This window comes from Neorhizobium sp. PAMB6630 (assembly GCF_058242775.1).
The window spans coordinates 723740-749295 of record NZ_JBZAYV010000002.1 but is presented as its reverse complement, the minus strand read 5'-3'; the positions used below and the strand labels follow the sequence as shown (position 1 = coordinate 749295).

At 60.7% G+C, this 25556-nt stretch carries 22 protein-coding genes and 2 pseudogenes; 21 read left to right on the top strand and 3 right to left on the bottom strand.

Going from position 1 to position 25556, the window contains the following annotated elements; translation table 11 throughout:
- Positions 1 to 6: 6 nt before the first annotated feature.
- The 4 genes and pseudogenes from AC4CWF_RS22170 to AC4CWF_RS22155 all read left to right on the top strand — a co-directional run.
- A pseudogene (locus tag AC4CWF_RS22170) lies at positions 7 to 387 on the top strand (glutathione S-transferase family protein); the annotation flags it as partial.
- Positions 357 to 737: pseudogene (locus AC4CWF_RS22165) on the top strand (enoyl-CoA hydratase/isomerase family protein); the annotation flags it as partial. The pseudogenes AC4CWF_RS22170 and AC4CWF_RS22165, both read left to right, overlap by 31 nt.
- A gap of 80 nt (positions 738 to 817) precedes the next feature.
- A complete protein-coding gene (locus AC4CWF_RS22160; protein WP_491287685.1) occupies positions 818 to 1495 on the top strand; it encodes a peroxiredoxin-like family protein in 678 nt (225 codons plus the stop codon).
- Between the two features lie 58 nt (positions 1496 to 1553).
- Entirely contained in the window at positions 1554 to 2276 is a 723-nt protein-coding gene (locus tag AC4CWF_RS22155; protein ID WP_491287683.1) for an SDR family oxidoreductase, read from the top strand.
- A 210-nt stretch (positions 2277 to 2486) separates the two neighbouring features.
- On the opposite strand, the gene AC4CWF_RS22150 is transcribed toward AC4CWF_RS22155, so the two are convergent.
- Positions 2487 to 3422 carry a LysR family transcriptional regulator gene (locus AC4CWF_RS22150; RefSeq protein ID WP_491287681.1) on the bottom strand — a complete coding sequence of 312 codons (936 nt, stop codon included), beginning with the start codon at positions 3420 to 3422 and terminating at the stop codon, positions 2487 to 2489.
- 133 nt (positions 3423 to 3555) lie between these two features.
- On the opposite strand from AC4CWF_RS22150, the gene AC4CWF_RS22145 reads away from it, so the two are divergent.
- The 6 genes from AC4CWF_RS22145 (at position 3556) to AC4CWF_RS22120 (ending at position 9113) form a co-directional block, all read left to right on the top strand.
- Complete coding sequence (locus AC4CWF_RS22145; protein ID WP_491287679.1) at positions 3556 to 4482, top strand: ABC transporter substrate-binding protein; 927 nt, start codon at positions 3556 to 3558, stop codon at positions 4480 to 4482.
- A 67-nt stretch (positions 4483 to 4549) separates the two neighbouring features.
- Entirely contained in the window at positions 4550 to 6295 is a 1746-nt protein-coding gene (locus tag AC4CWF_RS22140; RefSeq protein WP_491287677.1) for a thiamine pyrophosphate-binding protein, read from the top strand.
- Position 6296: 1 nt separating this feature from the next.
- Positions 6297 to 7124: an ABC transporter ATP-binding protein gene (locus AC4CWF_RS22135; RefSeq protein WP_491287676.1), complete on the top strand. Its 828-nt coding sequence runs from the start codon at positions 6297 to 6299 to the stop codon at positions 7122 to 7124.
- Complete coding sequence (locus tag AC4CWF_RS22130; RefSeq protein WP_491287674.1) at positions 7121 to 7891, top strand: ABC transporter permease; 771 nt, start codon at positions 7121 to 7123, stop codon at positions 7889 to 7891. The genes AC4CWF_RS22135 and AC4CWF_RS22130 overlap by 4 nt, the downstream gene beginning before the upstream one ends.
- Positions 7888 to 8652, top strand: coding sequence for an ABC transporter permease (locus AC4CWF_RS22125; RefSeq protein ID WP_491287672.1), 765 nt, complete (start codon positions 7888 to 7890; stop codon positions 8650 to 8652). Before AC4CWF_RS22130 ends, AC4CWF_RS22125 begins: the two co-directional genes overlap by 4 nt.
- A gap of 20 nt (positions 8653 to 8672) precedes the next feature.
- Entirely contained in the window at positions 8673 to 9113 is a 441-nt protein-coding gene (locus AC4CWF_RS22120; protein WP_491287670.1) for a GlcG/HbpS family heme-binding protein, read from the top strand.
- Positions 9114 to 9237: 124 nt separating this feature from the next.
- Here the strand turns inward: AC4CWF_RS22120 and AC4CWF_RS22115 are convergent, their stop codons facing one another.
- Positions 9238 to 10287 (bottom strand): LacI family DNA-binding transcriptional regulator, encoded by a 1050-nt coding sequence (locus tag AC4CWF_RS22115; RefSeq protein WP_491287754.1) that lies wholly within the window; start codon positions 10285 to 10287, stop codon positions 9238 to 9240.
- A 127-nt stretch (positions 10288 to 10414) separates the two neighbouring features.
- Here AC4CWF_RS22115 and AC4CWF_RS22110 point away from each other — a divergent pair, with 127 nt between their 5' ends.
- From AC4CWF_RS22110 to AC4CWF_RS22090, 5 genes are all read left to right on the top strand, one after another.
- Complete coding sequence (locus tag AC4CWF_RS22110; RefSeq protein ID WP_491287669.1) at positions 10415 to 12736, top strand: family 78 glycoside hydrolase catalytic domain; 2322 nt, start codon at positions 10415 to 10417, stop codon at positions 12734 to 12736.
- Between the two features lie 145 nt (positions 12737 to 12881).
- A complete protein-coding gene (locus AC4CWF_RS22105; RefSeq protein ID WP_491287667.1) occupies positions 12882 to 14162 on the top strand; it encodes an ABC transporter substrate-binding protein in 1281 nt (426 codons plus the stop codon).
- A gap of 67 nt (positions 14163 to 14229) precedes the next feature.
- Entirely contained in the window at positions 14230 to 15102 is an 873-nt protein-coding gene (locus AC4CWF_RS22100; protein ID WP_491287666.1) for a carbohydrate ABC transporter permease, read from the top strand.
- Positions 15099 to 15926, top strand: coding sequence for a carbohydrate ABC transporter permease (locus AC4CWF_RS22095; protein ID WP_491287664.1), 828 nt, complete (start codon positions 15099 to 15101; stop codon positions 15924 to 15926). The genes AC4CWF_RS22100 and AC4CWF_RS22095 overlap by 4 nt, the downstream gene beginning before the upstream one ends.
- Before the next feature lie 4 nt (positions 15927 to 15930).
- Positions 15931 to 16914, top strand: coding sequence for an ABC transporter ATP-binding protein (locus AC4CWF_RS22090; RefSeq protein WP_491287662.1), 984 nt, complete (start codon positions 15931 to 15933; stop codon positions 16912 to 16914).
- Between the two features lie 148 nt (positions 16915 to 17062).
- Here the strand turns inward: AC4CWF_RS22090 and AC4CWF_RS22085 are convergent, their stop codons facing one another.
- A complete protein-coding gene (locus AC4CWF_RS22085; protein ID WP_491287661.1) occupies positions 17063 to 17794 on the bottom strand; it encodes a GntR family transcriptional regulator in 732 nt (243 codons plus the stop codon).
- A 147-nt stretch (positions 17795 to 17941) separates the two neighbouring features.
- Here AC4CWF_RS22085 and AC4CWF_RS22080 point away from each other — a divergent pair, with 147 nt between their 5' ends.
- The 6 genes from AC4CWF_RS22080 (at position 17942) to AC4CWF_RS22055 (ending at position 25555) form a co-directional block, all read left to right on the top strand.
- A complete protein-coding gene (locus AC4CWF_RS22080; protein WP_491287659.1) occupies positions 17942 to 19279 on the top strand; it encodes a M20 family metallopeptidase in 1338 nt (445 codons plus the stop codon).
- A 2-nt stretch (positions 19280 to 19281) separates the two neighbouring features.
- The gene (locus AC4CWF_RS22075; protein ID WP_491287657.1) at positions 19282 to 20832 is read left to right on the top strand and encodes an ABC transporter substrate-binding protein; all 1551 of its coding nucleotides are present in this window, start codon (positions 19282 to 19284) and stop codon (positions 20830 to 20832) included.
- A 73-nt stretch (positions 20833 to 20905) separates the two neighbouring features.
- Positions 20906 to 21853: an ABC transporter permease gene (locus AC4CWF_RS22070; RefSeq protein WP_491287655.1), complete on the top strand. Its 948-nt coding sequence runs from the start codon at positions 20906 to 20908 to the stop codon at positions 21851 to 21853.
- A complete protein-coding gene (locus AC4CWF_RS22065) occupies positions 21846 to 22670 on the top strand; it encodes an ABC transporter permease (RefSeq protein WP_491287653.1) in 825 nt (274 codons plus the stop codon). The genes AC4CWF_RS22070 and AC4CWF_RS22065 overlap by 8 nt, the downstream gene beginning before the upstream one ends.
- Positions 22671 to 22680: 10 nt before the next feature.
- The gene (locus tag AC4CWF_RS22060) at positions 22681 to 24318 is read left to right on the top strand and encodes a dipeptide ABC transporter ATP-binding protein (RefSeq protein ID WP_491287651.1); all 1638 of its coding nucleotides are present in this window, start codon (positions 22681 to 22683) and stop codon (positions 24316 to 24318) included.
- A gap of 16 nt (positions 24319 to 24334) precedes the next feature.
- Positions 24335 to 25555, top strand: a complete 1221-nt coding sequence (locus tag AC4CWF_RS22055) for a M20 family metallopeptidase (protein WP_491287649.1) — start codon at positions 24335 to 24337, stop codon at positions 25553 to 25555.
- Position 25556: the final 1 nt, after the last annotated feature.

Sequence of the window (25556 nt, the reverse complement as noted above, 5' to 3'; positions counted from 1 at the left end):
ACAAGCATGATTGAAGTCTATGCCTTTGCTACCACGAATAGCGTCAAGGTATTGATCGCGCTTGAGGAACTCGGCCTCGATTGCGAACTGAAGGCCGTCAATGTCCGCAAGGGCGAACAGAAAGGCGCAGCATTTCTCTCGCTCAACGCCAACGGCAAGGTGCCGGTCCTGGTGGACGACGGCTTCGTTCTCACGGAAAGTGCGGCGATCCTCGTTCATCTGGCGGAAAATACCGGCAAGCTGCTTCCTGAAAATGCAAATGACCGCGCTCGTGTCTTCGAACAGCTCTTTTTCCACGCCTCCGCTCTAAGCCCGGCTTTCGGCAATGCCGGTTTCTTCAAGCGCTCCTCGCCGGAGCCACACCGGAAACCGATTTCCAGGACAAGCCGCATTTCGACTTCGGCATCGTGCCGGGCGATGGCGTCAACCTGCTCTGGCCGGAAGTGATCGGCTCAATCCGCGGCCGTTACTTCATCCTGACCCGGCAGATACTGGATGCGCAAACGGCCAAAGAATGGGGTGTCGTCAACGAGATCGTGACGGCCGACAAACTGCTCGCCCGTGCCCGTGAAATTGCCGAGGGCCTTGCCGCCCTTCCGCCGCTGACGAGCCGCTATACCCGCATTGCGCTGACGCAGAAGCTGCGCCGGATCATCGACGAAGGTGCTGGCTATGGCCTGGCTCTCGAAGGCATCAGCGCCGCGGAAGTCGCCCGTTCGATGACCTCCAACGGCTGACAACTGCCCAATAATCACCGAGCTTCAGAGGGAGTTCTGAGGCTCGCGCGCAAAAATTTGAGAACTCAAGGAGCAAGATCATGACACTGCAGTCCAAGCTCGATGCCTTCAAGGCCGATTTCGAAGCCGGCAAGCCGCCCTATAACGTACCCTCGTCGGTCATCGAAACCATGCGCCGCGCCACCGCCGAACTGACCGCCTCCGGCGCGGCCGAGAAGGCCCTGAAAGCGGGCGACACATTGCCGGCCTTCAGCCTTGCAGATCCCGACGGCAAGACGGTTTCATCTGCCGATCTTCTGGCGCACGGCCCGCTGGTGGTCAGTTTCTACCGGGGTGTCTGGTGCCCCTATTGCAACATGGAACTGCAGGCACTCCAGGAAACGCTGCCACAGTTCGAGGCGCTCGGCGCGAAACTTGTTGCCATCTCGCCGCAGAATACGGTCAAAAGCCGCAAGTCGGTGCGCCAGAACAACCTGACCTTCCCGATCCTGTCGGACCCGCACAATGACGTGGCCGCCGCCTTCGGCCTGCGCTTCGAAATGCAGGATTACCTGGTCGAGCTTTACAAGTCGCTGAAGAATGACCTTCCGGCCTTCAACGGCGATCCGAGCTGGACGTTGCCCATGCCGGCCCGTTACGTCGTCGGCCCAGATGGCGTGATCCTCTACGCGGAGGTGAACCCGGACTATACCCGCCGTCCGGAACCGGAAGACATGCTGCCGGCGCTCCGCCTCGCAGCTAGCCGCACCGCCGTCTGATCCATCATTCACCCCATAAGGCCCTGCTGCCTTGAGGCAGGGCCAGAGGATTTTCCCGATGAAGAGAACCTTTCTGATCACCGGCGCCAGCAAGGGCATAGGCCTCGCCCTGGCCCATCGCCTTGCCACCCGCGACCATACCGTCATCGGCGTTGCCCGCAAGCCGACAGACGCCTTTCCAGGTTTGCTGCATACTCTCGATCTTTCCGAGCGCAGTGCCAACGACGAACTGGCCAGGATCGTCAAGGAAAGCAACGTCGATGGCGTGGTCAACAATGTCGGGCTGGTCAGGGCTGCGCCGCTTGGCGACATCGCCCTTGAAACCCTTGAAACCCTTGAAGAGGTGATGCGCGTCAATCTGCATCCTGCTCTCGTGGCCGTACAGGCCGCATTGTCCGGCATGCGCACCCGCGGCTGGGGCCGCATTGTCAATATTTCCAGTCTCACCGTTCTCGGCAGCGTACAGCGGACAAGCTATGCTGCTGCCAAGGCCGCACTGGTCAGCTTCACGCGAAGCTGGGCGCTCGAACTCGCCCAGACCGGCATCACGGTCAACGCCGTTTCGCCCGGGCCAACCGAAACGGAACTGTTCCGGGCGAACAATCCGATCGGCAATGAAGGTGAGGCGCGTTATCTCTCCGGTGTTCCCATGGGACGGGTCGGCCAACCGGACGAGCTTGCCGCGGCGATTGAATTTCTGCTGTCGGACGATGCCGCGTTCATCACCGGGCAGACGCTGCACGTCGATGGCGGAGCCTCGATCGGGAAGTCTGCCCTATAGGGCGCTTGCTGCCGGTGCTCTACTTGCGCCGGCCGGGCTCCGGAAATCGGCATGCGCCCGCCAGATGACCGTTCACGTGTTCCAAACTCCGGAAGCGGCGTGTCTTCTCCCGGACCCAAACGCACCATCGTGAAACCGAACCAATTGGCGTGTTGAATGGTGCAGTTTCAGAAGGCGGACGGGGTGGCGACGTAGCTGGATCACATCCCATCAAGGCAAAGACCTGGTGCTGTTTCCCAAATAGGTCGCGGTCCAGCGTCCCTGTTCGATATTGTCTCTTGCGGCGGCGTGGAGCATGTCGATGAAGTGGCGGGCGGCGAGCGTGCGTTCTGTATTGTCGAGTGTGGCGATGAGCCAGGTGACCCAAAGCCCCTCGATTGGCGCCCAGGCAAACTGGGTCAGCGGTGAGTTGACCATGCCGCAGTAAGGCATGATGGCGTATCCCACCTTGCGGCGGATGAGATCGTCCATCGGCGCATATTCGGTCTCGATGGCGATCCTGGCGCGGCGGCCGATGCGGGCGAATTCGCCTTCGATCAGGGTGCGCAGGCCATCCGGACGCGGTGTGAGGATCAGCGGGCAATCGGCCACCCGGTCGATGGAAATCGGCTGGTCTACGGAAAGTCCGCTATCGGTCGGACCGACGAGATAGAGCTGTTCCTTCAGCAGCGGTTCCGTATGCAGGTCCGGTTCAGTCAACGGCGCGACAAGAATGCCGATATCGATATCCCGGAAGAAGATCGCCTCGCGCAGCTGAAAAGAATGCGCGCCGCGCACGCGAAGCCGCACATGTGGATAGGTCTCGACATAGGTCGCGACCAGTTCCCCCGTCAAGACGCGCCCCATGAAAGGCGGTGCGCCAAAGGCAAGCCGGCCGGAGGGGGTGTTGGCGGCATGGGTCACCTCTCCTGGGACGCGTGCGATTTCCTCAAGGATCGCCTCCGCTCGGGCGCGAAACACCTCGCCGGCGGGTGTAAGCGTCAGGCCACGGCCGGTGCGATGGAAGAGGGAGGTTCCGATTTCCTGCTCCAGAGCGGCAATCTGCCGGCTCAGCGCGGGCTGCGAAATGTCGAGTTTTTCCGCCACGCGTGACAGATTGCCGAATTCGGCGGCCTTTAGAAAATACTCCCATTTGCGCAGGTTCATGAGAGGCTCCGGACCCTCGGCAGATATGCATTCGAGGTTATAGCTGAACTGCTGTTCTGTCTATTGATGAAAGTCAGGCGCCCTGGGATAGTGCTGTCCAAGGGTTGAGGAGCCCGCATTCGAGGAGGAAACCATGTTGAAACGCGCCATCATGATCGCGAGCACGCTCGCCGTTGCCACCATTCCGGCTTTTGCTGACACGAAGATCGCCATCGGCACGCCGCCAATCGCCGAAGTCGAAGCGGCTTTCGTCGCCAAGGATGAAGGCCTGTTCGACAGACAGGGCCTTCAGGTCGAGTTTCTGCCCACAGGATCGAACCAGACGCTGGTGGCCTCTTTGGTCGCGGGCTCTCACCAGATCGTCGCCATATCTCCAACCGTGCTGCTGCAGGCGGTGGAGAGTGGCATCGATCTTGTCGTCGTCGCCAATTGCGGCGTCACTGCACCACGCACCGCCAAGAATGTCGGGCTTGCCGTGCGTGAGGGCGTTGCCGTCGACAAACCGGAGGATCTCGTGGGGAAGAAGGTGGGAACGCCCAGCATTGGCGGCACGCTTGATATTCTGTTTCGGCAGTGGCTGAAACAGAAGAACATTGCGGAAAAGAGCGTCACCTTCATCGAGGTGCCGATCCCCAACACTGCCGATGTTTTGAAGGGCGGCACGATTGACGCCATCATCGCCGGGCAGCCCTCGCTGGGACGCGCTGTCAGCCAGTCCAGTGGCAAGGTGGCCTTCCACTTTATGTCGGATCTTCCCGCAGACATTCCCTACACAACCTTTGTCGCCACGCGCGAATGGGCCAAGGCGAATGCTGCTGCCATCACATCCTTTCGCGCAGCCTTCGGTCAGTCAGCGGATTTCATTGGCAAGAATCAGGAAAAGACCCGCGAAATCGTCTCGAAATACACACGTCTGCCCATCGAGGTTCTGGCCAAGATCGAGTTGCCGGAATGCAAGCCCGTGCCCACGGTTGCAGCACTCGACTACCTCCAGGATGCGATGCGCGAAGGCGGACTGCTGAGCGGCAGGATCGATACCGCAGGGCTGATCGCACCCTGACCGCACGCGCGCCGGCGGGCGCAGATCCGTTCAACGACCGCCTTTTTGACACGTTACAGGTGACATCATGATCCAGATGACCGGCGCAGAAGCGCTGACCCGTTTGCTCGTTCTCGAAGCCGTGCCCTTCGTGTTCGGCATTGCCGGGGGCAAGCTTAACCCTCTGCTCCATGCCATTTCTGAGGAACCTTCCATCCGTTATCTGGGGGTTCGGCATGAGGCAGCCGGCCCGCTGATGGGCGCGGCCATTGCGGCAGCCAGCGGGCGGATCTGCGTCGCCCTTGGCGAAATGGGGCCGGGTTCCGCCAATCTGGTCGGCGGCCTCGGAACGGCTTTCAACAACAACCTGCCGCTCCTGCTCATCACCTCCAACAATCATCTTGCGGCCTCCTATCCAAACCGCGGCATGTTCATGGATCTCGATACGCACGCACTCCTGAAGCCTCTCACCAAATGGAGTGCCGTTGTTCATGATGGACGCAGGCTCCCCGATCTCGTGCGCGACGCCTTCCGCCATGCCCTGACCGGGCGAAAGGGGCCGGTGCATCTCGATGTGCCGCAGGAGATCCTCGGCGGTCGCTTCGAGTTCGATGAGGCGGTGTTTTCCCTCTTGCCCGAACAGTATCGCTCGGTCGAAGGGCCGCGTGCGCCGGCCGGGCAGATTGCAAGGGCCGCCGACGTGTTGGCTGCGGCGCAACGGCCGCTTCTGGTCGCCGGCGGCGGCGTGGTGTCGGCAAATGGCGGCGATCTGTTCCGCAAGCTTCTTGCCCATATCAAGGCTCCGGCACTTGCGACCCAGATGGGCATCGGCACGGTGCCGTCGAATTCGCCTTATTTCATCGGACATGGCGGCATCATCGGCGGCGATGCTGTCCAGACGGCATTCAAGCAGGCGGATGTGATCCTTGCGGTCGGCTGCCGGTTTTCATCCTGGTTATGGGATGACGGTGGGGCGCTCACCAAAGGTGATGCGCAACTCATCAACATCAACATTGACCCCATGAGCCTTGGCGCCAATACGCCCCATGCGCTGGGTATATGGGCCGATGCGGCCAGCGCGCTCAAGGATCTGATTGACGCAATCGCAAGCCGCACGATGGCGGATACCTCCGGCTGGCTCACGCATCTGCGGGGTATCCATGCGGGATACCAGTCAAAGCTTGCAGACATGAGCAAGGACGAGGGTGCCATCATGCACCCGGCGCGCCTGGGAACGGCCCTCGGTCGGTTGCTGCCGCAGGATGCGCTGATTGCCTATGACGGCGGTCACACGTCTTTCTGGAGCAATGACTTGACGCCGGCAACCGTGGAGCGGACGCGCTTTCATGAGCCCGGCATGTGCCAGCTCGGCTTTGGAACACCCTATGCGGTTGCCCTGAAGCTGCTGCATCCCGACCGTCCGGTCTTTAATATCTGCGGCGATGGCGCCTTCGGCTTTACACTGTCGGAACTTGATACGGCCCGTCGTTATGGTCTGCCGATCATCACCGTCATTCACAACAATGCATCCTGGGGCGTCATCAAGATGGGCCAGCGCAAGAGTTTCGATTTCTCGTTCGGGGCGGATCTGGAGGGAACGGATTACGCCGAGATCGCCCGTGGTTTTGGTTGCCATGGCGAGGTTGTGACGCAAGAAGAGGAGATTGGTCCAGCCCTTGAAAGAGCGATAGCCTCTGGTCTTCCGGCGGTTCTCGATTGCCGTGTTCGCTTTGAGGCGCATCCCAGCATGCCGTATTTTGCCAGGATGAATGCCTATGGTTATCCGAAGGGTGCCAGTGCCGGCCCGCATGCTGCTCTCGTGAAAGGAGCCTGACATGGCCGCAACGCAAGCCCCTTTCCATGCCGGAGAGTTTGATAGGGCCGACCCGGTGCCACTGAGCGTGCAACCACGCATCCGCATTCGCGATGTGACGCTCTCCTATGGCGCCCTGCAAATCATAGGCGGTATCAGTGTCGACATTGCTCCGGGCGAAACCATTTCAGTCATCGGCCCGTCCGGTTGCGGCAAGACGACATTGCTGAGGATGCTGGCAGGCCTTGCAAAACCCACCTCCGGCAGCGTTGAGCTTGACGGATCGGTTCTGGCCGGTCCGAACCGTTCCGTCGCCATCGTCTTCCAGGATTACGGCAAGGCGCTTTTGCCCTGGCGCACGGCAGCTGGAAATGTGTCGCTGGCGCTCGAGGCACGCGGTTGCCCTGCACGGGAACGCCCGGAGATCATCCGCGACCTTCTGGACAAGATCGGCCTTGGTCGCCATGCGGACAAATATCCGTCGGAAATGTCCGGGGGCATGCAGCAACGTCTTCAGATTGCCCGCTGTCTTGCGCAGGAACCGAAGGTGCTTCTGATGGACGAACCCTTCGGCGCGCTGGATGCCATGACCCGGCAGGCGCTTCAGGATGAAGTTCTGTCGCTCGTCGCAATGACGGGCGCGACCATGGTGTTTGTCACCCACGATCTGGAGGAGGCGATCTATCTGGGGGATCGTATCGTCTGCCTGCAGCCCAATCCGGGTCGTGTTGGCCGCATGGTGGATGTTCGGCTGGCCCGGCCGCGCGATCAGCTGATGACCCGCGAGGATCCTGAATTCCTGCGCCTGCGGCGTGAGCTTTACGATCTGATCAAGGACGATCACCAATGAGATCCGTGCTCAAGACCAGCTGGCGCGCGGCCCTTCTGCCCGCTGTCGTCATCGTGGTGGCGCAGATTGCCGCGACCGCCACACAATTGGAAAGCGACAGTCTTGCAAGCCCCCTGGACATCGTTGCAGCCTTCTTCGCTGTCCTCACGGATGGATCGCTGCTGCGGGCAACGGCCGATACGCTGATGGCTGCCTTCTGCGGCTGCGTTCTGGGTGTCGGCGCCGGGTCGCTTATCGGCGTCGTGCTGGGGCTCTTTCGTCTGGCCGATGACAGTCTCGACCTGACCATCGAGCTGTTGCGACCGGTGCCGGTTGTTGCCCTGATCCCTGTGGTCATGATGTTGCTGGGATTTGGCGCGCGCATGGAGATTGTCATCATCGCGCTCGGGCTTTTGTGGCCTTCGGTCGTGCTGGCGCGCGCAGCCGTTCGGGACGTCGAACCGCGGCTGATGGAAGTGTCGGCCGTGCTCATGCTTGGCTTTTCTGCAAGGCTCACCAAGATCGTTCTTCCGGCCATCGTGCCGCAATTGTTCATGTCGCTCAAGCTTGCCGCAGGCTACGCTCTAGTGGTCGCGGTGACAGTGGAAATCACCGCCAATCCCTTTGGTCTTGGCTATGGGATCATGATGGCGCAGCAGGCGCTGCGGCCGGCGGAAATGTTTGCTTATCTGCTCTGGATCGGTGCCATCGGCTGGTTGATCAGCCTCCTGCTCAACGCGGCGCAACGCCGTGTCCTGCCGGCCTTTGCAAAGGGAGACGCACGATGAGAACGAGGTCTTTGCGCAAGCTCCTTCTTGGGCTCCTGGGCCTTGCGGTGTTCATCCTTGTCTGGAAGCTGATCACCGACGCCAAACTCGTCTCGCCGATCTTCTTTCCAAGCCCGGAGCGCACCCTGGCGTCGCTCATCAAGGGGCTTTCCGGCGGTACTCTTCTGGGGCAGACGCTTGAGACAGTTCAGCGCATGCTGCTTGGCTGGCTGCTTGCGTCGCTCGTTGGCATCATGCTCGGTGCTCTGATCGGTGTTTCCCGCCGGACCCGTGCCTTCATTGCCCCGACGCTCGAGCTTCTGCGGCCGCTGCCTGCCTCTGCCATGATCCCGATTGCGATTGCCTTTCTCGGCTTTTCGGATCCGATGGTGCTGGTGGTCATCGCCTTTGGCGCGCTATGGCCGATGCTGCTTGCCACCATTCACGGTTTTGCCGCCATGGAGCCGCGACTTTACGAGGTAAGTGCCGTGCTGGGTCTCACCCGCCTGCAAACCATCTGGAAACTCGCCTTGCCAAACGCCATGCCGATGATTCTGGCCAGCTTGCGGCTCGGCCTCACCATCTCGTTGATCCTTGCCATCGTCGGTGAAATGCTGGCAAGCCGCGATGGCCTTGGCCAAAGCATCTTGCTTGCCAGCCGCAGTTTCCGGTCGGCGGATCTCTTCGCCGGCATTGTGATCCTGGGCGCGATCGGCCTTGTCGGCAGCCGTCTCCTGTCTCTTGCCGAAGCACGTCTCCTGCGGTGGCAGGCCACTCGATAATCTTTAATCCCCAACTGGATATGACCATGTTCAAGCTCTCCGACGCCACAATCATCATCGATGCGGCACTTGCCGAAGCGCGGTCCCGCTCACTCGCGCCGCTTGCGGTGGCCGTGCTGGATGCCGGCGGGCATCTCATTGCCTATCAGCGGGAAGACGGTGCGGGCATCGTCCGCTTCGATATCGCCTACGGCAAAGCCTGGGGATCTCTGGGCATGGGTTTTGGCACCCGCGAACTGACGGAGCGTGCGGCGAAGAACCCTGCGTTCATCACGGTTCTGGCCACAGTCAGCGGCGGGCGCATGGTGCCGTCGCGGGGCGGCGTTCTCGTTGTCAACAAGGAGGGCATCGTGATCGGCGCCGTCGGCATTTCCGGAGATATCGGCGACAATGACGAGATCTGCGCTATCGTCGGCATTGAAAAGGCCGGCTTGCGGGCTGCTCCGAAAACCGTCGCCTGATTGCAACAGGCCGGGTTCCCGGCCAACATGGTTCCGCGCAGTGCCAGATCGCAAGGCCGCCAGAGGACGAAGCGGCGTTGACCGCCCGTATCACGGGAATGGTTCATCAGACCGGTTGCTTTGTCTAGCTTTTGACAGGGTCCTTGAGACTGCTGTGGCGGGCGATGAAGGAGGGCGTGCTGGTGAGCGCCAGTGGCGCCTTTCGTCCATGGATGCGCGACAGCAGGGTTTCGGTGGCGAGTACGCCGAGCGCACGGCCGGACTGATCGATGCTGGAAAGGTTGATGAGACTGAGTGCGGCCACGGGGGAATTGTCGTAGCCAATAACAGCCAGGTCCTCCGGCACACGGACGTCCATTTCGGCCGCCAGGTTAAGCAGGGTGACGGCGTCGAGATCGCTCCAGCAGAAGACGGCTTCGGGGCGATCGGGGCGGCGTAGAAAGGTGCGGATGCTGTCTTCCCGATCCGGCGAAAAGACCGGTATGCTCTGTATATCGATTTCTGCGGCAAGGCCTGCCGTTTCCATGGCCTGACGATAGCCGATTTCGCGCTGATGCACGACAGACACCCGGTGACCCTCGATAGAGCCGAGCGTCAGCATTGAGATCCTGCGATAGCCGCGCTCGATAAAGGCCTGTACCGCGAGCGCTGCGCCCTGTTGGTCGTCGCAATTGACCGTGTCGAAATTCTCGGCTGCCGGGTCGTGATAGCCGACGGCAACAATCGGTATCTGTTCTGCAAAACGCGAGATCGTCTCGGAGGGCAGGCGAGGTGCGACCAGGATGAGGCCGTCCATCTTGTAGTCTATCATCGATTCGATCAGTGACGTTTCAAGCTGAATTTTGGCCTCACTGACGCCAATCATTGCGCTGTAATTGGACGGCGCGAGAATGCCGTTCACGCCATCGATGATTTCCGGCAGGAACGGGTTGCGGATATCCACGAGCAGAAGCCCGATGGTGAAGGTGCTGCCGCGCAAGCCTCGCGCCGTGCGCGAAGGCCGATAGCCAAGCGTGTCTATCGAGGTTTCGACCCGACCGCGCAACGCCTCGCTGACCCCGTAGGCGTTACGCAAGACCTTTGAGACCGCGGCGACCGATACCCCTGCATGAGCGGCCACCGTTCGGATCGTCACCCGTTCCCTGGTGGTGGCCGTTTCGTCTCTTGCGGTCATAATTTTTTCCGTCTTTTCAACTGCTGCGATCACCATGGCAGATGGCGCAGCAAATATCTATTGCATCTCGGCAGAAAATGTAGAACGTTACACATAGAACGTTCTACAAGACGTCAGGGAGGACATCATGAACATTCACGCGCCCGCCAGCCGTAAGGGCTTGACGCAACGCCGCTGGGCCGCGGAAATGATCGCGCCGTTGTCGGATGAGGGCGTCGGTCGTCCTGCAAGTTTCGTTTCAAAGACATTTGCGCTGGAGGCCATTCCGGCTGCTGTCGATCTCTTCATTTCCGCGCAGGGGCTCTATCGCTGCTTCATCAACGGCAAGCGTGTCGGCGAAGACCTGCTGACGCCCGGCTGGACCAATTACGACCATCGCATCGCCTTTCAGCGTTATGATGTTGCGCCGCTTCTGTTCGCTGGCGAGAACCGTATCGAGATCTGGCTGGCGGACGGCTGGTATCGTTCGCCGATCATGTGGGGCGAAAACGCCATTGCCAATTGCTGGGGTGATCGGATCGCTGTTATCGCCGAGCTGGTCGCTGGTAACCGTACGCTGCTTTTGACCGATGCCAGCTGGAAGAGCGGCGTTCTTCCGATATCAAAGTCGGGCATCTATTTCGGTGAGGTTTATGACGCACGCATCGCGCCGGCTGAGACGCATGGCACGGGCACCATTGCCTTTGACACGGGCCTGCTCGTTGCCCATGAGACGGCGCCCGTACGCGAGCTTTCGGCACTTGCTCCTCTTGAACAGTGGCGTGATACCGAGGGATGCCTGGTCTATGATTTCGGTCAGAATGTCGGCGGTTATGTCCGTTATACGGTCCGGGGCAAAGCGGGTGCGCAGGTGCGTGTCGAGCATTCGGAAGTGCTTGGACCGGATCGCTATTTCGACAATCGCAACTACCGCACTGCGGTGGCTGAAACGCATTATACGCTGGCAGGCGAGGGGAATGAGACCTACGCGCCTTACTTCACCTTCCAGGGGTATCGGTATGCCCGCGTAACAATCACCGGCGAGGCTGAAATCGTCTCCATCGCCTCAGTGCCGATCTCCTCGGTCCCAGATATCAAGGGCGGTTTTGAGAGCGGCTCCAAGCTCGTCAATCGGTTGGTTCTCAACACCGTCTGGTCGCAGCGCGGCAATTTCATCGAAGTGCCGACGGATTGCCCGCAGCGCGACGAGCGTCTTGGCTGGACCGGCGATGCGCAGGTCTTTGCGCCGACAGCTTGCTGGCTGGCCGACAGCGAGGATTTTCTGCGCAAATATTTGCGCGACGTGATGGCCGATCAACGCCCGGACGGCGCAATCCCGCATGTGTCACCCGATCCGACGCGGCTGCATCCCGAGCATTTTCCGGGTTATGCCGGCTCCACCGGCTGGGGCGATGCCATCGTCATCATTCCCTGGGTTCTTTATACACACTACGGTGACCGCGCTGTACTCGACGAGTGTTTCGATGCCATGGTGCGTTGGGTTGATTTCCTGTGGTCGATCTCGGATGGCCCGATCGTTCATCCGCCGCCGCACTGGGGCGATCGTGGTTTCACCTTCGGCGACTGGCTGCAACCGGTAGGCGACAACCGTAAGCCGCGACCAACCATAGCCGACGATTGCGCCGCGACCCTCTACCACTTCATCTCGACCGATCTTCTGGCACGTATTGCCGGTGTTCTCGGGCATGACGGTGTGCGTCAGGCGATGGCACGCCGCGCGGGCGATATCCGCGAGGCTTTTGCTTTCGAGTTCATCGCGCCTTCGGGCCGTCTCGCCCATAACGACCAGACATCCTACGCGCTCGCCTTTCTGAACGACCTTATTCCGGCCAGGCATTTCGAGGCGGCCAAGGGGCATTTCCGTCGTGTTGTCGAAGATGCGGACTACAAGATCGGCACCGGCTTTATCGGTACGCCCGCCCTTCTGCCGTCGCTGACCAAGCTTGGCATGGACGATCTCGCCGAAACGGTCTTCCTGCAGGAGGAAGTGCCGGGCTGGCTCTATCAGGTGAAGCAGGGGGCGACGACGATATGGGAGCGCTGGGATTCCATGGCGCCGGACGGGACGATCTACGATCCCGACATGAACAGCTACAACCACTATTCCTATGGTGCCGTATGCCAATGGCTGTTTGAGAGCGTGGCCGGTATTTCACCCGATCCGGAGCATCCCGGTTTCAGGCGGGTCAAAATTTCGCCGGTGCCGCTTGAAAGGCTGAACCCGGTTTCCGCCTGGCATGAGATCGCCAAGGGTCGGATCGAGGCGTCGTGGACGATGGCTGATGGCAAGGTCGAATACAGCATCAGCCTTCCTGAAGGCTGCGAGGGACTGTTTGTGCCGACGGCGCGGCACGTCAATCCGGTTGTGGATGGCAAGCCCGTTTCCGGCGATACCCTGCTGGCGGCCGGGCGTCATCTGATCACCTTCGACAGTCCGAAAAGCAACTAGAGTACGTCCAGCAAAAGTGCGTCAGCGGTTTTGCGTCCGGACTGCATGAAAGCAAATCGATAGAGCATTGAAGGTGATCCCGTTTTCACCGGAACGGCTCTAGTGCATTCCATCGTGTCGTCTTACTGTTCGGAGGAGGAACATCATGACACTGCGTATAAAGACAAGACTGACGGCTGTAACGGCCCTGACAGCGCTTCTGTTGTCGGGAACGGCCTTTGCCGATACCACGCTCACCTTTCTGGTCGACAATAACGCCGACTCGGTCGCGGCTGCCGAGGCGCTCGCCACGGCCTATTCGCAGAAGAACCCCGCGGTGACCGTCGAAATCGAACAGCGCCCTGGCGGCGGTGAGGGCGACAACATCGTCAAGACCCGGCTTGCGACCGGCGAGATGACCGATGTGTTCCTATACAATTCCGGCTCGCTGCTGCAGGCGCTGAAGCCCGAGACATCGTTGCTGGATCTGAGCGACCTGCCGTCGCAGGCAAAGGTTGCCGATGGTTTCAAATCCGTCGTTTCGTCCGGTGGCAAGGTCTACGGTGTGCCTTATGGTACGACGATGGCCGGCGGTATCTTCTACAACAAGAAGATTTATTCCGAACTTGGTCTGACGCCTCCCAAGACCTGGGCCGAGTTCATGGCCAACAACGATAAGGTCAAGACGGCCGGCAAGGTCGCCGTCGCCCAGACCTATCGCGACACCTGGACGTCGCAGCTTTTCGTGCTGGCCGATTATTACAATCTGCAGGCACAGGCACCCAATTTCGCGGCTGATTACACGGCCAACAAGGCGAAATATGCAACGACGCCTGCCGCGGTCAAAGGTTTTGAGCGGCTGCAGGACGTTCATGACAAGGGCCTGCTCAACAAGGACTTCGGGGCTGGCACCTATGACGATGGCCTGCGCATGGTGGCGACCGGAGAAGCGGCGCATTATCCGATGCTGTCCTTTGCCATCGGCGCGCTGAAGCAGAACTATCCCGATGACATGGCCGATGTCGGCTTTTTCGCCCAGCCGGGAGATGATGCCGCCAACAATGGCCTGACGATCTGGATGCCGCCAGCGGTTTATATTCCAAAGACAACGGCCAATGCCGAGGAAGCGAAGAAATTCGCTGATTTCGTCGGCAGTGTCGATGGTTGCAAGGCGATGATGGCCGTCAACACCGTGCAGGGGCCGCCGCTGATCGATGGCTGCGAGCTGCCGGCAGACGTCCCCGCTGCGATCGTCGACATGTTGCCATACTTCAAGGACGGCAAGACGGCGCCGGCGCTTGAATTCCTGTCGCCGATCAAGGGGCCGGCACTGGAGCAGATCACCGTCGAAGTGGGTTCCGGCATGCGACCGGCTAAAGAGGCGGCTGCCCTTTACGACGAGGATGTGCGCAAGCAGGCCAAGCAGCTCGGTATTGCGAACTGGTAAGCGCCGCTCCAGAAGAGCAAACCGCCCGCGAGAGCGGGTGGTCCCCCAAGCCGTGGAAGGAGGACCCATGGTCGAGGCCACGAAACGCACTTCGCCTTATCCGCTCTGGTTTTTTCTGCCGGCAGCGGTGATCTATGGCGTCTTTTTCCTTCTGCCGACGGCGACGTCCTTCTGGTACAGCCTGACGCGCTGGGACCTGATGACGGCGCAGTTCATCGGTCTGGAAAACTTTCGCCAGTTTTTCTCCGAGCCGTTTCTGGTGCAGGGTGTGATCAATACGCTGATCTATGCCGTCATGACCTGCGGGCTGAAAACAATCTTCGGCCTGCTGCTTGCCGTTCTGCTCACCAGCAATCTGATTGCTCGCGGCTTTCTGCGCGCCGTGGTCTTCTTTCCTGTTCTGGTCTCGACTATCGGTATCGGCATTACCTTCACGGTGATGATGCATCCGACACGCGGCATCATCAATGTGGCTCTGGAAGCGGTTGGCATTGATGGGCCGGGCTGGCTGACCAATCCGGCACTTGCGCTGTTTTCCGTGGCGCTTGTCGATCTGTGGAAGGGTGTCGGGCTGGCAACGCTGATCTTCATTGCCGGTCTTGCCGCCATCAGCCCGGATTATTACGAGGCGTCCCGAATTGATGGCGCGACAAGAATGCAGCAGTTCCGCCGCATCACCCTGCCGCTGGTCCGGCCGGCAACGATAACGGTTGTTACCTTGTCGCTGATCGGTGGCCTGCGGTCGTTCGATCTGATCTGGGCGATGACGCGCGGTGGGCCGGGCTTCTCTTCCGATGTCGTCGCCTCCGTCATCTACAAGCAGTATCAGGCCGGGTTCTATGGCCTCTCGACGGCGGGCAATGTCATCCTGTTTGCCCTGATCGCGGTCATCATGGTGCCGTTGACCATCATGTTCAACCGACGGGAGATCGAACAATGATGCGCTATCGCCCGGTCGTCATCGGCAGCATTTCGCTTGCCGTCGCCGCCGTCGTTTTCATCGTCCCGTTCCTGTTTATAGCCTTGCAGGCTGCCAAGTCCCGCGCGGAGGCATCGCGTCTCAACTTTGCATTGCCGAAGGAATGGCTGCTCTGGGACAACCTGGTCGCGGTCATAGAGGCGCGTAACTATCAACTGCTGCTCGCCTATTTCAATTCCACCGTCATCACCGTGTTTTCGGTCACGATCCTCGTCGTGCTTTCAGCGATGGTGGGCTATGTCATGCAGCGTCGCCGCTCCCGCTGGAATGGTGTGGCGCAGACTGCGCTGCTGATCGGGCTGATGATGCCGCCCGCCGTAGTGCCGACCATCGGGCTTCTTCAGTCGATCGGCCTGTTCAAGACCATGACCGGCATGGTGCTGATTCAGGTTGCCTATAATCTCTCGTTCTCGACGCTGCTTTATCGCTCGTTCATAGGCACCATTCCGCGCGATCTCGATGAAGCGGCACTGATCGATGGCGCAAAGCCGTGGCAGATCTTCTTTCGGGTGGTGATGCCGCTTCTAAAGCCGGTGACGGTCACCAATATCGTCGTGCAGTCGATTGCCATCTTCAACGATTTCACCAACCCGCTCTATTATCTGCCGGGCAAGGAAAACGTGACGGTGCAGCTGACGCTCTATAATTTCCAGAGCATGTACACGAGCCAGTACAATCTCTTGTTCATGAACATCCTCCTGGTGACGATCCCCCCGCTCATTGTCTTTATCTTCTTCAATCGACAGATCGTTGCCGGCATGACGGCCGGCGGCGTGAAAGGCTAAGTGTATGTCAGGTGTAGAACTCAAGGACATTCGCAAGAGTTTCGGTGCGCTCGAAATCATCAAGGGCATCAATCTCGACATCAAGTCTGGCGAATTCGTCGTTTTTGTCGGCCCCTCCGGATGCGGAAAATCCACGCTGCTGCGCATGATCGCCGGGCTTGAGGATGTGACATCCGGCAAGCTGACGATCGGTGGAAACGACGTGACCTATGCGGACCCGTCCAAGCGCGGCATCGCAATGGTGTTTCAGTCCTACGCGCTTTATCCCCATATGACGGTTGCGGAAAATATCGGCTTCGGCCTGTCGTTGGCGGGTCGTCCCAAGGCGGTGATCGAGGCGAAGGTGCGGGAGGCGGCGGATGCGCTCCAACTGACCCATCTGCTCGATCGCAAACCGAAGGCGCTATCAGGCGGCCAGCGTCAGCGAGTCGCGATCGGCCGCGCCATCGTGCGCAATCCGGAAGTCTTTCTGTTCGACGAGCCCCTCTCGAACCTCGATGCATCCTTGCGTGCACAGATGCGGCTCGAAATCACCGACCTGCACAAGAAACTGGGGGCAACGATGATCTATGTGACCCACGATCAGGTCGAAGCAATGACGATGGCAGACAAGATCGTGGTTCTGAATGCCGGGCAAATCGAGCAGGTCGGCAGCCCTATGGATCTCTACAACAGACCGGCAACACCGTTTGTGGCCGGTTTTATCGGCAGTCCGAAAATGAACCTCTACTCGGGTGCTGCTGCCGAGAGCCTTGGCTGCCAGACCTACGGAATCCGGCCGGAAGACCTGACGCTCTCATCCGCAAGCGGCCGATGGACTGGCAGGATCCGTCACGTCGAGCGGCTTGGCGCCGACGCGCTGGTCTACTTCAAGGTCGAAGGGTTGGGCGACATGGTAGCCCGTACCACCGGCAATGCGGGTTTCCAGCCGGGCGAAACGGTATGGGCGACGCCGACACCTGGCGCTGAACACCGTTTCGATCGCTAATGCCATTCTGCCGGTTTTTAGGCCTTGGCCGGGCGACATCAACCTGAGGGGCTGGGGCTCCAGCCAAAAGTGGCTTGATTGTCGGTCAGTCGCTTCCCGTGCTGCAAGCTCCGGGGTAGGGACCGGAGGGGCGCAGTGTTGCAAGCCTTTACTGGACTTCGTTGACATATCGATGATTGGCGGTGGTTGCACGGTGTGCTGAAATCAGCACCGGAACGGCCATCTGGTCGTAGGCCACTTCATCGATCGTCAGCACTGCGGCGGGAAGCGTCAGCTCGAGCCAGCGGGCATCGGCGTCCGTTGCGAGGTCCGCGCCGATCTGCTCGCGGATTGCCGAAATACGGATGCCGTATTTGTCCAGCAGATGCAGGTAGAAGAGGGGCGGCACCTGGGCGGGGTTGTCTGGGAAGTCCGGAACGCGTTCGCGGGGCAGTGTCAATGTTTCATGCATGATAGGGCGGTCATCGACGTGGCGCACGCGATGAAACGTGACGACGGGGGTGCCTTCCTCGATCTGTAATTTGGCACTCTGCACGGAAGTCGCCTGAGCGCTGGCAATGGCGGTCACGGTGGTCACGGACTTGCTCAGTGTGCCATCCAGCCCATGCAGACGAAAATACTGGAAGAACAGGCGCAGACTGTGTTGCGGCTTTCGACCCGTCACCACCGTCCCTGTCTTGCGGCGGCGGCTCAGCAATCCGTCATTGGTGAGATCCATCAGAGCGCGCCGGATAGTGCCGACTGCGACACCATAAGTTTGCGCCAGCGCCACTTCGCTAGGCAACACGGCACCCGGCTCCAGTTTTCCCAGCATGATGGCTTCGGTGATCTGCCGCTTCACGACTTCATAGAGGGGCAGGGACAATTCGCTCAATCGCATGGGTTCTGATGAATTATTGGGCAATTCCGGCAATGATTTGCCTCTTCTTTGGAGTTGACTTGGTGCTTCGAGCTGAGCACTATTACTATATAGTTTATATGAAAGCGCAAGCTGAGGCGGCGGCGCTGGATGCCTTGAGGATCTGCCATGACCGAGCAGCGACCTGACCTGAGCCGAGAGCCTTTGACCACTGCCATGGCAGCGATTGAAAGCGATGTCGAGCGGTCCGTTTCGGATTTGGCGCGGATGATTGCTGTCGATACCTCCTTTCCGCCGGGCCTCGGTTATGGCGCCTTTGCCGATCTAATGACCGAACTTCTCACGCCGCTGGGATATGATTTTGAACGCGTGACGGTGCCGTATGCGCTTTGGCATGTCGAGGGCGGGCCAGCCGCTGGCGAGCGGATCAACCTGATTGCCAGCCGCGACACCGGCCGGCCGACCTGCGGTCTCTATTACCACGTCGATACGGTTCCCGTTGTGCCGGGCTGGCAGCGCGACCCACTGACGCTGACCGTCGAGGGTGACGCCCTGTTCGGACTTGGCGCAGCCGACATGAAAGGCACGATCGCGGCAACTCTGCTGGCGTTGCGTGCGGCTGCGGCAACCGGCCTCAAGCTGGCCTACGACCCGATGCTGCTTCTGTGCACCGACGAGGAAGGCGGGCTTTATCCCGGCATTCGTTATCTGGCGGAGCAGGGGCACCTGAAGGGACATATCGTCAATTTCAACGGTTCGGCCGCGCCGCGGATCTGGGCCGGATGTTTTGGCATCTTCAATCTTCAACTGACCATCAAGGGTCATGCCGTACATGCCGGCGAAGGCAACCGCACGGGCGCCGGCGTGAATGCCATCGAAGCGGCTCTTCCGGTCATGGCGGCCCTGATGGCGCTGAAGCCGAAGGTGGCAGACCGTGTTTCGGCGCTCGCGCCGCCGCCGCATGCGACTGGGCCCCTTCGGCCGCAGCTGACGATCTCTGCGATCCATGGTGGAACTGCCGGCGGGCAGGTGCCAGCCGAAGTGAAAATCCTCGTCAGCCGACGTTATGCGCCGGAAGAGAACTACGACGTGGCGCGCCGGGAAATCGAAGCGGCTGTGCGCGATGCCCTGCCGACCATCGAACACCTGCAAATGGATATCGATGTCGTGGGACATCTCATCCCGACCGCAGACCCTTACGGCCCGCATTGGCCCCGCTGGCAAAAGGCGCTTTCGGCCGGTTTCGGTTATGCGCCTTCTGATTTCAGCCGCTGGGGTGCGGCAAGCTGCTCCGACTTTGGTTATGTGCAGCAAAGCGGCTTTGCGCAGGAAGTTCTGCTCGGCGGTCTTGGTCGCCCGCAAAGCTGCATCCACAGCGCCGATGAACACACGACAAAACAGGACATCATCGCGCTCGCCAAGAGCATTCTTGCCTATCTCGCGCAGGATTTTGCCTCCGATGACATTCCTGAACAGAACACCACAACAACGATAGAAGGGAACTGATCATGCTTGCAATGAAACGACGCCTTTTCCTCGCCGGCACGGCGGCGGTCCTCACGGCCCCATCGCTGGGATTTGCGCAGACTGCTGCACCGACCAAGGGAGGCACCTTGCGCGTGTCGATCGACCAGGCGGCCAGCGTCATTCATCCACTGCTGACGCGGGTCAACCCCGAATATCTGATCACCGAACTGCTCTACAGCAACCTGACGCGGCTGAAGGTCGACATGTCGGTGGAGCCGGATCTGGCAGAAAGCTGGAGCGCCAACGAGGCGCTGACCGAGTGGACGTTCAAGCTGCGCAGCGGCGTCAAGTTTCATGACGGTTCGCCCTGTGCCGCAGAGGATGTGGTTGCGACATTCAAGGCAATTCTCGACCCCGCCAATGCCTCGCCGGGGCGCAACAATGTCGGGCCGATTGCCGACGTGTCAGCGCCTGATGCGACGACCGTGGTGTTCAAGCTGGCGACCGCTTATGCCGACTTCCCCGTCTCCGTTGCCTATACCACGGCCCGCATCATCCCTGCCAAGATCGCCACGGGCGATTTCAAGAGCCTGTCCACCAAGGCCGTCGGGACCGGGCCGTTCAAGCTGGTTTCCTACGAGCCGGACCGCCTGATCGTCGTCGAGCGCAACCCCGATTATTATGATCCCGCCCGCCCTTATCTTGACCGGATCGAGATCCAGGTCTTCCCGGACACCTCTGCCGAAGGCTCGGCCATGATTGCCGGCGATGTCGACATCATCTCGACGCTGCAGCCAACGGAATATCTGCGGCTTGACGGCAGCCGTGGCGTCGATGTGCTGCGCGTTGCCTCCGGCCAGTTCTGCAACGTCAACTTCGGCTGCGACACGCCGCCGTTCCATGATCCACGCGTGCGCCGCGCGCTGGCTCTTACCGTCGACCGCAAGGCCATGGTGGATTTCGTCACCGAAGGTTTTGGCACACCAGGCAATGACACGCCGCTCAATGCCTCCTACCGCTTCTTCAAGAGCGTGGCCCAGCGCAAGGCCGACATTGCCGAGGCGAAGAAATTGCTGGCCGAGGCCGGCCATCCCAATGGTTTCGAAGCAACCCTGATCGCCTCCGACCGGCCCGCCGTGCGCACGCAATTGGCCGTGGCACTGAAGGAAATGGCCAAGGAAGCCGGCATTACCATCAACGTCCAGACCATGCCGCATGCCACCTATCTGGAACAGGTCTGGAAGAAGGGCAGCTTTTATGTCGGCTTCTACAACATGCAGCCGACGCCGGATGGGATCTTCAAGCTGCTTTACACCTCCGATGCGGCCTGGAACGAGACCCGCTGGAACAACAAGGCCTTCGATGCGCTGATTGCCGAAGCGCGCGGCACCACCGACGAAGCCAAACGCACGGACCTCTACACCAAGGCGCAGGCCCTGATGAACGAAGAGGTTCCCTCGATCATCCCCGCCTTCTTCGACGTCCTGGGCGCCAAGCGCGAATGGGTCGAAAACTATCAGGTGCATCCCCGCGCCTCCGTCTTCCGTCTCGACCACGTGTCGTTGTCGGCAAAGGCCCCCAAGCGCGGCTAACGGCCGCGCGCGTTGCGCCGGATGCCGGCCCGGTGGGCTGCATCCGGCGTCTTTTTCGAGAGGGGAGGCCTGAATGTCTGCAAGTTACATTCTCAAGCGGCTGATGATGATCGTCTACACGTTGCTTGTCGTGTCGCTGATCGTTTTTGCCATCACGCAGATCCTGCCGGCCGATGCGGCGGTGATGATGCTGGGTGAAAATGCCACCGACGAGGCGCTGGAAGCGTTGCGCCAGTCGATGGGGCTGAACGCGCCGATCTGGATGCAATACGGCCAGTGGCTTGGCCACCTGCTGCAGGGCGATTTCGGACACTCGCTGCGCACCGGCCAGGCAATAGGCCCGGTCATGTTCGAGGCGCTGGGCCGCTCGATGCTGCTGGCCGTGCTGTCCATCGGCCTCATGCTGGTGATTGCCGTGCCGCTGGGCATCATCGCCGCCATCCGCCGCGGGCGTATCGCCGACATGCTCGTCAGCCTCGTCTCCTATATCGGTGTCTCGCTTCCCGAATTCGTCACCGCGACAATCGCAGTGCTTGTGTTTGCCGATCTGATGGCGTGGTTGCCGCCCACCGGTTATGTGCCGCTCACCGAAAATTTTGCCGATGGCCTCGCCCATCTTGTCCTGCCGGTCTGCGTCATCTCCATCATCCTGATTGCGCATGTCTCGCGCATGGTGCGCTCCGAACTGGTGGACGTGCTGCATTCCGACTATATCCGCGCCGCGCGCATGAAAGGGCTTTCGAGCGGCACGGTTCTGCGTCGCCATGCCTTGCGCAACGCGCTGCTGCCCACCATCACCATCGTTGCATTGGATGTCGGCTATTTGCTCGGCGGCGTCATCGTCGTCGAGGAGATCTTTGCCATCCCCGGCATCGGCCGGCAGCTGATCGTCGCCATCCAGGCGCGCGACCTGCCGTCCATTCAGGCCGGCGTGCTGATCATGGCCGCCACCTATTCCATCGTCAATTTTGCAGCCGACATCCTCTATGCGTGGCTCGACAAGCGGATCCAATATGACTGAGTTCCTGAAGCGCCTCCTGCGCACGCCCCAAGGCGCAATCGGACTTGTTCTTGTCCTCCTGGTCCTGATCGTCGTCATCTTCGGACCGTCGCTTGCGCCCCATGACCCCGAAAGCCTGAAACCGCTTGCCCGCTACAAGGGCATGAGCGCCGCTTATTGGCTTGGAACCGATCAATACGGGCGCGATATCTTCAGCCGTCTGCTGATCGGTGCCCGCGCCACCGTTACCATGGCGGTGCTGGCGACGGTTGTTGGCACACTGGCCGGCGCCGTGATCGGCACCACGAGTGCCTTTCTCGGCGGACGCGCCGACGAGGTCATCATGCGCACCATCGATGCTGTCATGTCCATCCCGAGCCTCCTGTTTGCGCTGCTGATCGTCAATCTGCTGGGGTCCAGCACCGCCAATGCGCTGGTGGCCGTCGCAATCGCCTTTGCTCCCGGCATGGCGCGCATCACCCGCAGCGTTGCCCTGTCGGTGCGCAAGCAGGATTATGTCAGCGCCGCCATCGCGCGCGGGGAAAGCGCGTCCTACATCGTGATGCGCGAGATGCTGCCCAATGTGATTGCGCCGATCATCGTCGAGATGACGATCCGCGTCTCGTTTGCCGTCATGCTGTTTGCAACGCTCAGCTTTCTCGGCCTCGGTGCCCAGCCGCCGGCGGCGGAATGGGGGCTGATGGTTTCGGAAGCGCGCCGCTACATGCACTTGAGCGCCGGCATCCTCGTCTGGCCCAGCATCGCCATTGCCCTTGTCGCCATCGGTTTCAACCTGCTTGGCGACGGGCTGCGCGATGCGCTCAACCCCCGCACCTGAGGACATCATCATGGCCGATCTCCAACAGCCGCCCGTCCTCGATATCCGTGGCTACAGCCTGGACTACGAGACACCGAACGGCGCCTTCCATGCCTTGAAGGACATCAATCTGTCGGTGCCGCGGGGTGAAATTCTCGGGCTGGTCGGCGAGTCCGGATCGGGCAAGACGTCGCTTGCCTGGTCGATCATGCGCTATCTGCCGAAGAATGCACGCGAGACCGCCGGCACGATCCTGCTTTCCGGCGAGGATCTGATGAAGAAATCCGTATCCGACATCGAGACAATGCGCGGCAAGCGCATCAGCATGGTGTTTCAGGATCCCAGCACCTCGCTTAATCCGACGCTGTCGCTTGGAACACAGCTCTGCGAAGTCCTGACGCGCCATCGCGGCCTGACGCGGCGGCAGGCCTGGCGCGAGGGCGAGGCGATGCTGGGGCGCGTTGGTCTGAAGACGCCGGCCGCCATGATGCAACGGATGCCGCATGAGGCGTCCGGAGGCGAAAAGCAACGGGTGGTGATTGCCGCCGCCTTTGCCTGCAATCCCGAATGCATCCTCTTCGACGAGCCGACCACGGCACTCGATGTCATCACCGCACGGCAGATCCTTGACCTGTTCGTCGAACTGCAGGCCGAAACCGGCGTTGCCTCGCTTTATATCTCGCACGATCTGGCGCTTGTTGCGCGCACGGCCCAGCGTGTGGCGGTGATCCGTCGCGGCGAGATTGTTGAGCAGGGTCCGGTCAATGCGATCTTCGCCCAGGCACAACAGGCCTACACACGGGAACTGATCGCCGCGGTGCCGGATCCGCGCCGGCGTCTGGTTGAGACCAGGCCGGATGTCTCTGGCGAGGCGCTGGTCAAGGTGGAAGAGGTCAGCGTCCACTACGGCCGTACGGGCTTTTTCTCCAGCCTGACGGGCGCGCGGGAGCGGGTGACCGGCAATAGGGCGGTGAGCCTTGATATCCGTCGCGGAGAGATACTTGGCATTGTCGGCGAATCCGGCTCCGGCAAATCGACCCTTGCCAAAGCGATGACCGGGCTCAACCGGTTCGAGGGCCGCATCTGGTTCGACGGGCGGCCGATCACCGGGCTGAAGGACATGGACACGGCCTATCGCAAGGACGTCCAGATCATCTTCCAGCATCCGGACGCCTCGCTCAATCCGCGACAGAAGATCCGCGAGATCCTGTCGCGGCCGTTGAAGCTTTATGGCAGCGCTGCGCAATTGGACCAGCAGATCGGCGACATGCTGGAGCGCGTGCGTCTGCCCCGCACCCATGCCGATCGTTATCCTCACCAGCTCTCGGGCGGCGAAAAGCAGCGTGTTGCGATTGCGCGGGCCTTTGCCTCGCGCCCCCGTCTCGTCATCTGCGACGAAATCACCTCGGCCCTCGATGTCTCCGTCCAGGCATCGGTGATCGAACTGCTGCTCGACCTGCAGAAGCAGAGTGACACTGCCTATCTGTTCATTACCCACGACCTCAACCTGATCCGTCAGATCGCGCACCGGATCGCCGTGATGTATCGCGGCGACCTGATCGAGATCGCCGATGCGGAGACAATCGATAGCCCCGACCGCGCCGAATATACCCGCCGCCTCATCCAGACGGTGGCGCCGCCGGCGGGAGCCACACACCCCTCTTCGTAATGCAAGGAGCATGACCATGGACCCGCAATCACTTGTCGCCAGGATCGACGAGAAGGCCTGCCTCGACTTCCTGTCGATGATGGTTCGCCACAAAAGCCATTCGGAGACGGAGGGCGAACGTGTACTGGCCCGCCGGATGACGCAGGAGATGAAGGCAATCGGGCTCGACGCCGACCTGCAGCCCTTCAATGACGGCGCGCGCTTTAATGCCATCGGGCGCCTGAAGGGCACCGGCGGCGGCAAGAGCCTGCTGTTTAACGGCCACCTTGATACGAACCCTGTCACCGAAGGCTGGACGGTGGACCCCTATGCCGGGCTTGTCGATGACAAGTTCATCTATGGCATCGGCGTTTCCAACATGAAGGCTGGCGATGCGGCCTATTTCTGTGCTGTCAAAACGCTGATCGATGCGGGCGTCAAGCTGAAGGGAGACGTCGTGCTGACCTATGTGGTTGGCGAATTGCAGGGTGGGGTGGGCACGCTTGCCGCCATCCGCAGCGGCGTGACTGCCGACTATTTCGTCAACAGCGAGCCGAGTGATCTCGTTGCCGTGACCATGCATGCCGCGGCCCTCAGCTATGTCATCGAACTGACCGGCGACACGCGACACCTCTCCAAGCGCGAGGAATCTGTCGATGCCATCGCCGCTGCCTGCGATATCATTCCCCGCATCAATGCCATGACCTTCAGTGGTGCCAGAAGTGAGGTTCACCGGTCAATCAATCGCGGCCATGTCGGCGTCGTACACGGCGCGCTCGGCCGGGGACTTGAGGAGTGGCGTCCGCCGCAGGTTGCCGATTTCGTCCGCCTCAAAGGCTCCTGCCGTTATGCGCCGGGGCAGACGCAGGAAGGTGTTCTGGCCGATCTCGATGCCGAGCTGCGCCAGTTGGAGGCGCGTTTCCCTGGGCTGAAGGCCAAGCTGGTGCCTGAAATGATCGAGGGGCGTCCGCTGATGCCGCCGTTCGAGGTTTCGCCCGACTCGCGGATCGTCAAGTCGATCAACGCTGCCTATGAGGCTGTGCGCGGCCAAGCGCAGCCCACCGGCGCAATCACCCCGACACGTTTTTACGGAACCGATGCCGGCCATCTCTATCATGAGCTTGGCATGGAAGGCATCGTCTGCGGTCCGGGTGGTCGCTACAACACCATGCCCGACGAGCGCGTCGATATCATCGACTATCTCGACATGATCCGTGTCTACATGCTGACCATCCTCGATATCTGCGAGGTGGCATGAC